The sequence below is a fragment of the Pseudomonas sp. SHLD1 genome (assembly GCF_028640935.1).
GTDB classification, from domain to species: domain Bacteria; phylum Pseudomonadota; class Gammaproteobacteria; order Pseudomonadales; family Pseudomonadaceae; genus Chryseomonas; species Chryseomonas aestiva.
In genome coordinates this window covers 48,202-58,335 of record NZ_JAQZAD010000030.1, presented here as the reverse complement: position 1 = coordinate 58,335, position 10,134 = coordinate 48,202, and the positions used below count along the sequence as shown (strand labels likewise).

Annotated in this window: 9 protein-coding genes and 1 pseudogene; 4 read left to right on the top strand and 6 right to left on the bottom strand. The window is 56.5% G+C overall.

Features of this window, described 5'->3' with window-relative positions:
* Both PVZ77_RS20155 and PVZ77_RS20150 read right to left on the bottom strand, forming a co-directional pair.
* Nucleotides 1-2,196 (bottom strand): annotated as a pseudogene (locus PVZ77_RS20155) (error-prone DNA polymerase); the annotation flags it as partial.
* Between the two features lie 78 nt (nt 2,197-2,274).
* Nucleotides 2,275-2,673 (bottom strand): DoxX family protein, encoded by a 399-nt coding sequence (locus PVZ77_RS20150; RefSeq protein ID WP_273808925.1) that lies wholly within the window; start codon nt 2,671-2,673, stop codon nt 2,275-2,277.
* A 118-nt stretch (nt 2,674-2,791) separates the two neighbouring features.
* Between PVZ77_RS20150 and PVZ77_RS20145 the strand changes: the two genes are divergently transcribed.
* Nucleotides 2,792-3,691, top strand: a complete 900-nt coding sequence (locus tag PVZ77_RS20145; protein WP_273808924.1) for a LysR family transcriptional regulator — start codon at nt 2,792-2,794, stop codon at nt 3,689-3,691.
* A 64-nt stretch (nt 3,692-3,755) separates the two neighbouring features.
* Here the strand turns inward: PVZ77_RS20145 and PVZ77_RS20140 are convergent, their stop codons facing one another.
* The 3 genes from PVZ77_RS20140 to PVZ77_RS20130 all read right to left on the bottom strand — a co-directional run bounded on the left by PVZ77_RS20140 (nt 3,756) and on the right by PVZ77_RS20130 (nt 5,016).
* The gene (locus tag PVZ77_RS20140) at nt 3,756-4,370 is read right to left on the bottom strand and encodes a nitroreductase family protein (protein ID WP_273808923.1); all 615 of its coding nucleotides are present in this window, start codon (nt 4,368-4,370) and stop codon (nt 3,756-3,758) included.
* A 20-nt stretch (nt 4,371-4,390) separates the two neighbouring features.
* Nucleotides 4,391-4,744 (bottom strand): putative quinol monooxygenase, encoded by a 354-nt coding sequence (locus PVZ77_RS20135; RefSeq protein WP_273808922.1) that lies wholly within the window; start codon nt 4,742-4,744, stop codon nt 4,391-4,393.
* 68 nt (nt 4,745-4,812) lie between these two features.
* The gene (locus PVZ77_RS20130) at nt 4,813-5,016 is read right to left on the bottom strand and encodes a tautomerase family protein (protein ID WP_273808921.1); all 204 of its coding nucleotides are present in this window, start codon (nt 5,014-5,016) and stop codon (nt 4,813-4,815) included.
* A gap of 311 nt (nt 5,017-5,327) precedes the next feature.
* Here PVZ77_RS20130 and PVZ77_RS20125 point away from each other — a divergent pair, with 311 nt between their 5' ends.
* Nucleotides 5,328-6,230, top strand: coding sequence for a LysR family transcriptional regulator (locus PVZ77_RS20125; RefSeq protein ID WP_273808920.1), 903 nt, complete (start codon nt 5,328-5,330; stop codon nt 6,228-6,230).
* Between the two features lie 36 nt (nt 6,231-6,266).
* On the opposite strand, the gene PVZ77_RS20120 is transcribed toward PVZ77_RS20125, so the two are convergent.
* Entirely contained in the window at nt 6,267-7,637 is a 1,371-nt protein-coding gene (locus PVZ77_RS20120) for an MFS transporter (protein WP_273808919.1), read from the bottom strand.
* A 179-nt stretch (nt 7,638-7,816) separates the two neighbouring features.
* Between PVZ77_RS20120 and PVZ77_RS20115 the strand changes: the two genes are divergently transcribed.
* Nucleotides 7,817-8,683, top strand: coding sequence for a LysR family transcriptional regulator (locus tag PVZ77_RS20115; RefSeq protein WP_273808918.1), 867 nt, complete (start codon nt 7,817-7,819; stop codon nt 8,681-8,683).
* 283 nt (nt 8,684-8,966) lie between these two features.
* Entirely contained in the window at nt 8,967-10,016 is a 1,050-nt protein-coding gene (locus PVZ77_RS20110; RefSeq protein WP_273808917.1) for a serine hydrolase domain-containing protein, read from the top strand.
* Nucleotides 10,017-10,134 lie beyond the last annotated feature (118 nt).

Sequence of the window (10,134 nt, the reverse complement as noted above, 5' to 3'; positions counted from 1 at the left end):
GAGGTCCTCACCCACGGTCGGGGCGACCAGCTCCTGGATCTCCTCCTCAACGACCGCGCCCTCTGCGAATAGGGGCAGCTGCGGCTCGATTGCGGCCATCGCCCAGCGTGCTTGGAACCGGTGCCCGGCCAAGCCCTTCAGTGCACCTGCATCCGCCAGGCACTCCCGGGCCTTGGCATCGAGGCCGGCGCGCAGGCACAGATCGGTGACATCGCGGAATGGCCGCTGCCGGCGGGCCTGCTCAACTGCACGTCCTGCTTTCTCGGCCAGGCCGCGCACCATGCGTAGTCCCATCCGGATGCCTGGCTGCCGGCTATCTGCGACAGCCTCGAGGCTGCAATCCCAGTCGCTGCAGGTCACGTCCACCGGCAGGGTCTGCAGCCGATGGCGCCGGGCGTCCTGCAGGATCTGGTCGGGGCTGTAGAAGCCCATGGGGTAGGAGTTGATCAGCGCCGCGGCGAAAGCCGCCGGCTCGTGGCATTTGAGCCAGCAGCTCGCGTAGGTCAGTAGAGCGAAGCTGGCCGCATGGGACTCGGGAAAACCGTAGCTGCCGAACCCTTCGATCTGCCGGAAGATGTCCGCGGCGTACTCCGCGGTATAGCCGTTGGCGAGCATGCGCGAGGTGAGCCGCTCCCGGTGCGGTTCAAGGCCCCCATGTCGTTTCCACGCTGCCATGCTGCGGCGCAGCTGATCGGCCTCGCCGGGGGTGTAGTCAGCGGCGAGAATGGCAAGCTCCATCACCTGCTCCTGGAACAGGGGCACACCCAGGGTCCGGCCGAAGACGCGCTCCAGCTCCGGCGGGTAGCTGATCTCTTCCTGGCCCGTCCGCCGACGCAGGTACGGGTGGACCATCCCTCCCTGGATGGGGCCCGGCCGGACGATGGCCACCTCGATGACCAGGTCGTAAAAGGTCTGCGGCTTCAGCCGCGGCAGCATGGCCATCTGGGCACGCGATTCGATCTGGAACACGCCAAGGGTGTCCGCCCGACTGATCATGGCGTACGTCGGCTTGTCCTCCTGGGGCACGGTGGCCAGGGTCAGCTCCTCACCCCGGTAGCCCCTCACCAGGTCGAAGCACCGGCGCAGGGCGCTGAGCATGCCCAGGGCGAGGATGTCGACCTTGAGCAGGCCCATAGCATCGAGGTCATCCTTGTCCCACTGGATAACGGTACGGCCCTCCACGGCAGCGTTTTCCACGGGTACCAGCGTATCCAGAATCTGGTTGGCGATGACGAAACCCCTGGATGCTGAGACAGGTGCCGTGGGAAGCCGATGAGCTCACCGGTTAGCACCAGGATGCGGTAGAGCGAGGGACTTGCTGGATCGAAACTTGATTCACGTAGCCGCTCTGGCGGTGGGAGGTTATCCGTCCAGCGGCCACAGCAGTCTGCGAGGGTACTGATCTGATCGGGGGGCAGGCCCAGGGCCTTTGCCACATCACGTATGGCGCCGGCAGCGTGATTGGTGGACACCACTGCACTGAGCGCAGCGCGCTGGCGACCATAGCGGCGGAAGATATACTGAATAACCTCTTCACGTCGGTCATGCTCAAAATCGACGTCGATGTCCGGTGGCTCATCCCGTCATGGCTGATGAAGCGCTCGAACAGTAGATTGATCCGAGTGAGATCCAGTTCGGTAATGCCCAACGCGAAACAGACGGCTGAGTTGGCTGCCGAACCGCGGCCCTGGCACAGGATCCCTCGCTGACGGACGAAGCGAACGATGTCGTGTACCGTCAGGAAGTAGCGGTGTGTCCCTCTGGAATCACCTCGCTGGGATACTGATAGTGCAGCTCGGCCAGACTGAAGCGACAGCGCTCGGCAATACGCCGAGTCTCCTTCAGGAGCGACAGTGGATAGCACCGCTCCAAAGCCACAATCGTCCGTAGGTGGCGCTCGTCATTGGGAAACAGCAGCTGGCCAGCTTCTGCCACTGGCACGTGGTGACGGATTGCGGTGATGGTGTCCTGTAGCGCTCGCCGTCCGCGGCAGTGCATATGCACATCTCCGGTAGCGACGAGGGGCAGTTCCAGCGTTTCTCCCAACTTATGCAGTTCCTGCAGACGTACCTGGTCGTTTGGATCGAAGTGCAATTCAGCAGCGATCCAGAGCTGACCCGGAAAGATGTCTGTGAGCCACCGAGCGGCAGCGCCTTCAGCGCCTCGATCGGGCACCCAAAGTGTTGCAAAGTCGGCCTTTAAAAGTAGGAGCAGAACGAGTGCTTTGATTAAAAAACGCAAGCGCTGGCTTAATCAGGGCTTGCGGATTCGAACTCAGCGCTTTGAGGACTTGATGGCGAATGGGCCGTCGCCCAGCAACGCCACAACCAGAGCGGTTACCGAAAGATAGATCGGGTATTCCCAACCGCCATTCGGGTTGGTGAAACTCCATCCATTACCGAAGTGGACGGTGGCTGCTATAAACAGTTGGATCACCGCCAGTGCGGCGACCCAGCGTGCGTATACACCCAGAACCAACATCACTCCACCGATGACCTCGAAGGCCATAACAGGGTAGGCCAAGAAGCCTGGGAATCCGATCGAATCGAAAAATGCAGCTGTGCCAACGGGTGTGAATACAAACACCTTGGTCAGGCCGTGTGCAATGAACATGAATCCAAGCGCGAGGCGCATTACAAGGGCTGCATAGGGGGCGGTGCGGTGGTCGATCATGAGTATGCTCCAGTGATTAACGAAGGGATGGCCGTCTTTATGGGAGCGATTTTAAAGATTGTTATTTTGAGATAAATAGCGTCAAATGCGATCCACAATCCCACTAAATGAGATGATCATGGATAGGGCGCTTGAAATGCAGGTGTTCTGCACTGTCGTCGAGAAAATGAGCTTCATTGGTGCGGCAGAGCCTCTAGGTATGTCCAAAGCAGCGGTGTCTCGATACGTCAGTGCCCTTGAGGAGCGCTTAGGGGTCAGGCTGCTAAATCGAACAACGCGAAAGCTGTCATTGACGGACGCAGGCAGGCAGTTCTACGAACAATCAAAGGACGTTCTGGCGCTGATGGAAGAGGCGGAGGTAGCGGTCTCCTCTGAAGCCCCCGAAGCGAGCGGATCCCTGCGTGTGAACGCTCCTGTTAGCTTTGGTGTGCTGCACCTGGCGCCAGTTTGGGCAGACTTCATGCGTGCCTTCCCCAAAGTTCAGCTGGAGATAAGTCTGAACGACCGCATCGTTGATTTGGTGGAGGACGGCTTCGATGTCGCTATTCGAATCGGGCGTATGGAAAACTCCTCTCTAGTGAGCAGGAGGTTGACCGATACTCGCTTAATTCTCTGCGCGTCGCCTGATTACCTAGCGATGCACGAGCCAATTCAAACCACTGAAGACCTCTTGAAGCACGGAGTCATCGCATACACAAACCTGGCGACTGGCAGCGATTGGGTGCTTAACGGGCCGTCTGGCCAGGAAACTGTTCGCACGCGCGCCATCGTCCGATGCAATAACGGTGATACCTGCCGCAGCATTACGCTCGGTGGAGGAGGGATATCGATTCAGCCGAGCTTTATGGTTTCAGACGATATACGCGAGGGCCGCCTGGTGGAGGTGCTCCCAGCTTACAAGTCGCTGGAGCTAGGTATTTACGCTGTTTACCCGACCCGGAAACATCTTGCAGGCAAGGTAAGGGCCCTCATCAATTTCTTGGTGGAGCGTTTTGAGCAGCCGGCTTGGGGGAAGTAAAAGGCCCCGCCCGACCCATTGGACATGGAGGAGCGGGCAAGGGAGGGCGCCGTACATTCACCGGTCAAGCGTAAGTCAGGATCTCGCTGGAGGGCTTGCGAATCTTACGTGGCCAATTGCCTGGAGCCGGGTAACCAACGGTAATCAGCATCACAGGAATCTCAGCAGATGCGAGGCCGAACTGCTCAGCCACGGCCACGCTATCAAATCCGATCATGGGGGTGGAAACGAGCCCCCTGTCTTGAGCTGCAAGCATCAGCGTCATAGCGACCAATGAGCCAGAGCGGATAGCTTCGTCTCGTTGTAATTGCGGCTTTTCGGCGTACAGACCATGGGCTGCGCCTACCCACATGTCATACACCGCCTGGTCGATGATCCCTGCGTCCAGTGTTGCACTTAGTGTTTGTGGCAAAGTTTTATGCGCATCAAGGCTTCCGCACACGATGAATGTGACGGTGGCGTCTACGACCTTTTGCTGGCCGAACGCCAATGGCAGAAGGCGCGCCTTAGCTTCTGGAGTACGAACCGCTATGAATCGCCAATTTTGGGCATTGAATGCAGATGGCGCATGTGTAGCGATGTCGACAAGCTCGGCGATCGTTTCGTCCGTTAGAACAGCAGATGCATCATAAGCAGAGGCGGATATGCGCGATGTAATGGCTTGCGTTACGGTGGTCATTATCTCTTTCCTAGCGCGATTTATCGGCTAAAGCCGTCAAATGGAGTCATATACACCGCGCCGAAAGGATCCAGTCTCTTACGGATTTCTGCGTCGGGGGTTCCATACACTACCAAGCTTGTAACCGTCGCCAGTTCAAGGAAGCGTTCGCCAAACGGGCCAAAAGTCTCGTCTACGTGGCTAACAACGGCATTAGCCTTGTAGCGCTCGAGGATGTGAGCCACGTTGCGCTCCTCGTTGATGCTGTACTCATAAATCAGTGTGCCAGACTCTTTCTGGGTTTCGGCAACGACCTGGCTGATCAGGGACTTAAATTCTTCAAATTCGTCCGGCTTGATACTGAGCGTGAACAGGCAGGAAATGAAAGGATGCATGTTGATTCTCCGTTTGAGGATGAGGGGAAGCAGCGTGGGCGCACTGCCATGAGCAGCACGCCCCGGCATCAAGCTTTGGGAGAATCTGGGGCTTCACCAAACAGCTTTCCGGCTCCGGCCCAGTCAGAGGGTGCGACATCCTCGAAGATCACATAGATGTAGTTGGCATCGGTACCAGTGTGCTTGACGATGCTTTGGGTGATGTCAGCAGCGACTGCTGCCTTTTCAGCATGGTCTTTACCTTCGAACCAACTGACTCGGACGACTGGCATAGCGAATTCCTCACATGTAAAGGATTTGAATGACTATCTTAGTGTTGAGCCAAAACAAGATAAACACGCCGCGTATCGCATCTGAGTAGAATTTAATGCTACCCTTTGAGCTGATGGGGTCGGATCCGTACTTTTATTCATCTAGTTCGCCTAGTCATGACTTGTGCAAAGAGCGCGCATACGTCCACTGCTGTTGTTGACGTCACGAAGCGATCCGAGGCCATCACGGCCTTAGCGGCCAGAGCTAAGCTTTTCGCGCGCTATGACACGCGACTTAAGATCAGTGCACCGCTTTCTTCGTTGGGCCCACTATGCTTCCTGTCGACTCTTTTCAAGGCATTCTCACCTTCATGGTGGCCGCAAAATCATCGAGCTTCACGGAGGCTTCCGAACGCCTTGGCGTCTCCAAATCGGCTGTAGGAAAAGCGATCGCCAAGCTTGAAGAGCGACTGGGCGCGCAGCTTTTTCACCGTACAACAAGAAAAATCTCTCTTACCGCGGATGGAGAGGCCTACTTCACAGCCTGCTCATCCGCGCTGGAAGAGATCGGTGCGGCCGAAAGTGGTTTGGGCGCGCATGCGGGTGAGCCGTCTGGGAGGCTCAGGATTGATATGCCATCAGCTTTCGGCCGCCTTGTCGCAGCGCCGCTACTGTTTGACATTGTCAGACGGTATCCGGATCTGCACTTGAGCATCACGTTCTCGGATCACCTAGTCGATCCGATCGAGGAAGGCATTGATCTGCTCATCCGGTTCGGTGAAGTCCAGGATGCACCTGGCGTCGTGGCCCGGGTGCTTACCACCCAACCCTGGGTGGTGTGTGCTGCTCCTGAATACTTCGAGCGGTTCGGAACCCCTGAGTCCCTTGAGCAACTCGCCAACCACCACTGTATTGTCGGACATCGAAAAGGCCAGCCGCTGTCCTGGCGCTTCAACCAGGAAGGAAAAACTATTCGTTTTTCTCCTCCCGCCACGCACCAGATCAGCGATGGTGAATCCATGATACTGGGAGCAGTATCTGGGATAGGCCTCTGCCAAATGCCCCGATGCCTTTTCAAGGAAGACCTCGAGGCGGGGCGGTTGGTGGAGGTACTTCAAGGCTTCGAACCGCCCGAAGTTATCGTGCATGCCCTATGGCCGAAGGTGTCACACCTTCGGCCCAAAGTGCGTTTCGTAGTAGACGAATTGGCTCGGCTGTTTGCCACCTGGCGCTAATACTTCAGCAGCAGTTTATGCATGACAGCCGAGCCTCTACGCCGGGCTTAGTTCCTGTTTGCGTGGCACCCATTGCAGGTTGACCGCCAGACACAATAGCAGCGTCCCGATGCATACGAACATTGCCGTGGCCATGCCCTGAGTAAATCCGAATGCGTCAGATTTTGAGATCAGCGCTCCAAATACTGCCACGCCCACCACACCACCTACTTGGCGCGCAGACGACATTAGGCCTGATGCAATCCCTGAATCCTCTTTCGTGACGGAGGCTAGCATTGTGTTGTTCATTGCCGGGACAGTCGACGCGCTACCGATCCCAACAATGGTCAGAGCCGCATTGAATAGCAGAGCTGAGTCAGCAGGCGTGAATCGAGAGAGCAGCAAGAACCCTATGACCTGCAAGCAAAGGCCAATGGCCATGATAATCAACGGGCTTGTCCGCTTTCCGAACTTGGCCGAGAGAATGGATGAGATCGTCATGACTGCCGTCAGTGGGATGAACGCCAGGCCAGTGTGCACGGCATCGTATTGAAGGACGGTCTGGAAGTAGATGCTCAGCACGAATACAACGCCGTAGAACGTCAGGTTGATTGTGGCGCCTGTGAGCATCATGGCCAGCAGTACGCGGTTGCGCGCTAAATGTCCAGGCAACATCGGGGAGGCCACCCTTTGTTGAGTTACCGCAAAAGAAGCCATCGCGATGACAGCGATCACCATGCTGACGAGCGGGGCAGAGGCTGTCCATCCTGCATCCCCACCCTCGGTAAGGGCATAAGTCAAACAGGCGACCGCGATCGCGCTGGTCAGCAGTCCCAGCAGATCCAGATGCTTCTCAACCTTGGGTGAGGCTGGTGTGAATCTCAGGGCCAGGAATAGCGCAATGAGCCCTAATGGGACGTTGATTAAGAAAACGCTTCGCCATCCCACATGCTCGATCATAAAACCACCGATGACTGGGCCTGCTGCCAAGGCAATTCCACCACTGGCTCCCCAGAACGCCACGGCAGTTTTGCGCTTTTGTGGATCGCTGAAATTAAGACGGAGTAGCGTCAGGGAGGTCGGAATCATCAGGGCCGCGCCAAGCCCCTGGATGCATCGAGTGATGATAAGAGAGGACATGTCGAAGGATAGCCCGCAACCAAGTGATCCCAACGTGAAGATTGCGAAGCCGACCGCGAACACTATTTTCGCCCCCCAGCGGTCACCCAGTCCGCCGCCGAGGATCAGTAAGGCTGAGAACACCAGTGCATAGCTATTAATGATCCATTGGAGGCCAGTCAGATTGATGTGAAGGTCGTGCTTCAATGCCGCGAGGCCTACATTCACGACACTGACATCCAGCTGGACGACAAAAAAGCCTAGGCAGGCTGCGAGCTGTATGGCGCAAAGATTGGAGTGCTTGAACATTTGAAGGCTCTGGTTGTTAAGGCTTTCAGGCTAGAGCCATCGCAATGCATGCGTAAATCCTGAAAATCGCAAACCATCCATGCAGGCTTGCATGGTTTTGGTTGGAAACCACCACTGACCGCGGTTTACTATCCCAGATGTGGCCGTATTTATGCTGCCAGCTAAGAGAGCCCGTTGCCGTGAATTGGGAAGACCTTCGTTACTTTCTGGCCATCTGCCGAGCAGGCACCCTATCTGCTGCAGCCAAATCAATGGGCGTCGATCAGGCAACGGTGAGTCGAAGGCTTTCCGCCCTTGAAGCCGATCTCGGGACGCGGCTGTTCACAAGGCTGCCACGTGAGGCCCGTCTCACACCGGCTGGTGAGCAGGTGATGCCCCTCGCGATTGAGATCGAAGAGCGCAGTTTGGCCGTCGAGCGCGTTTCACTAGATTGGACTGGAGACTCGCGGGACAAGGTGACGATTTCCGCCCCTCCAATCCTGGCACGGCACCTACTGGCTCCAAACCTCAAAGCGTTATCTGAACGCCTGTCCAATGTGCAGTTGTCGATCCTGAGCGAGTCACGCTTCGCATCGCTGTCCCGGCTTGAAGCTGATCTAGCAATCAGACTAGCGCCGGGAGTCCAAGACACAGACATCATCAAGAAGGTGGGGCGAATGCCGTTTGCCCTCTATGGCTCAGTCAATTACGTGCACCTCCATGATGAGGCACGATGGGAGTTTATCGGCTACACCGAGCGCCAAAGCGATTTTGATCACAAGCGATGGATTTATCAGCTCATCGGGAGTCGGCGCGTGATCTGCGAAGTGAGCGACCTGAGCAACCAATATGAGGCTGCCTGCACCGGCATCGGGATTGCCGGTCTACCTTGTTTCTTGGCTGACGCAGAGCCAAAGCTGGTACGGTTGGAAACGCGGGAGGAGCTACTGGAGCTGAACATTTGGGTGGCGCTCCACCAAGATCGACGCAATGACGTTCTGGTAGGGCGAACCATGGCAGCAGTAACGGATCTGGTCGCTGATGCTGGGCTAACCGAGCATGTATGAAGTCCGAAAGTACTCATCCTCAAAGCCAGGTACGCGTGATGGACATTACCGTCTCGGACAACGGTAGAGCAGGGCTGGATGCGGGCGATTAGATACTAAACTCATAATTTCTCGAAACTTTGACCACTGTTGCCCCCATGTCAAGCTAAAACACATCAGCCATCGTGGGTACCCCGCGTTAAGACCTATTACGCTGTCAGTGCTCATTGCACTCAGGCGCCTTACTCTGACCGCGTGTGCAGCCTCAAGTCAGGCTCCAACTGAATTCTCAAAGAGCGCGCCCATGAACCAGAGCCAGAACTCAACCACTCCTCAAGTGGCATATCATGTCGATCAAGGTGCCCCCTTGTCGGCCTTTGCACAGGAGGCAGCAATGGCGATGGCTGCAGGCGGGGCAGGTGGGTTTACAGTTATTGCCGGCAAAGGTGACAAGGCCGAGTCTTCCGTACGCTTCGGTGCAATCGAACAGGACACTCAACTTCCCATTGCGTCGGCGTCAAAATGGCTGACAGCCGCCGCTGTCATGAGGGTCGTTGAGCAGAAAAACCTCTCTCTCGACACACCCATCTCAACGTGGTTGTACGATCTGAATCCTGCAGCAGGACAACTAACTCTACGACAGCTGCTCTCTCAAACGAGCGGTCTTGCTGGTTCCCAGGGCGAGTTCTACGACATTCATCAAGACCACCAAATCACCCTCGCCCAATCGGCTGCAGACGTCACGGCTCGCCCTCTTGTCAGCAAGCCTGGTGAAGTGTTCGCCTACGGCGGGCCTGGTTTCCAAATCGCGGGGGCCGTAGCGGAAGCGGTTACAGGTAAACGATGGGCCGATCTTTTCGATGAGCAGATTTCCAAGCCGCTTGGGATGAACCGGACGTACTGGACTCATTTGCGTATGGATTCTTACGACGAGTACCCCTTGTTAGAAACGCTCAACCCAGTGCTGCAAGGCGGCGCGGTGAGCACAGCACCTGACTACGCCCGGTTCTTGAGCATGCTTGCCCAAGGCGGATTGTTTGAAGGCAAGCGGTTGCTCTCGACAGACGCCGTTGATGAAATGCTGCGTGACCAAACCCATCATGCTCAAATGACACCGACGGGAGCGAACGTACTGGCTGATGCTCACTACAGCCTAGGCAGTTGGTGCGAGGCTTGGGATGACAGCGGGGCGTGTGTACGCAACTCCAGCATTGGACTTTTTGGGACATATCCGTGGGTTGAGCGCGCGAATGAGCGCTATGGCCTGATCTTCCTCTACCAGCGTGATAACGCCTTCAGATTCTGGCCCCAGATGAAGTTCATCCGAGATTCCTTCAGCAACGGTTTTCAGTAGCGATCTCTGGTATTACCTAGGGTGCCAGCCTATCCCCCGTAGCAGGGTCATGCGGGCCAGACTTGAAACCATATAGTCCAAATCGTCACTATAGTGATTTATTGGCTTAAGAAGGTTT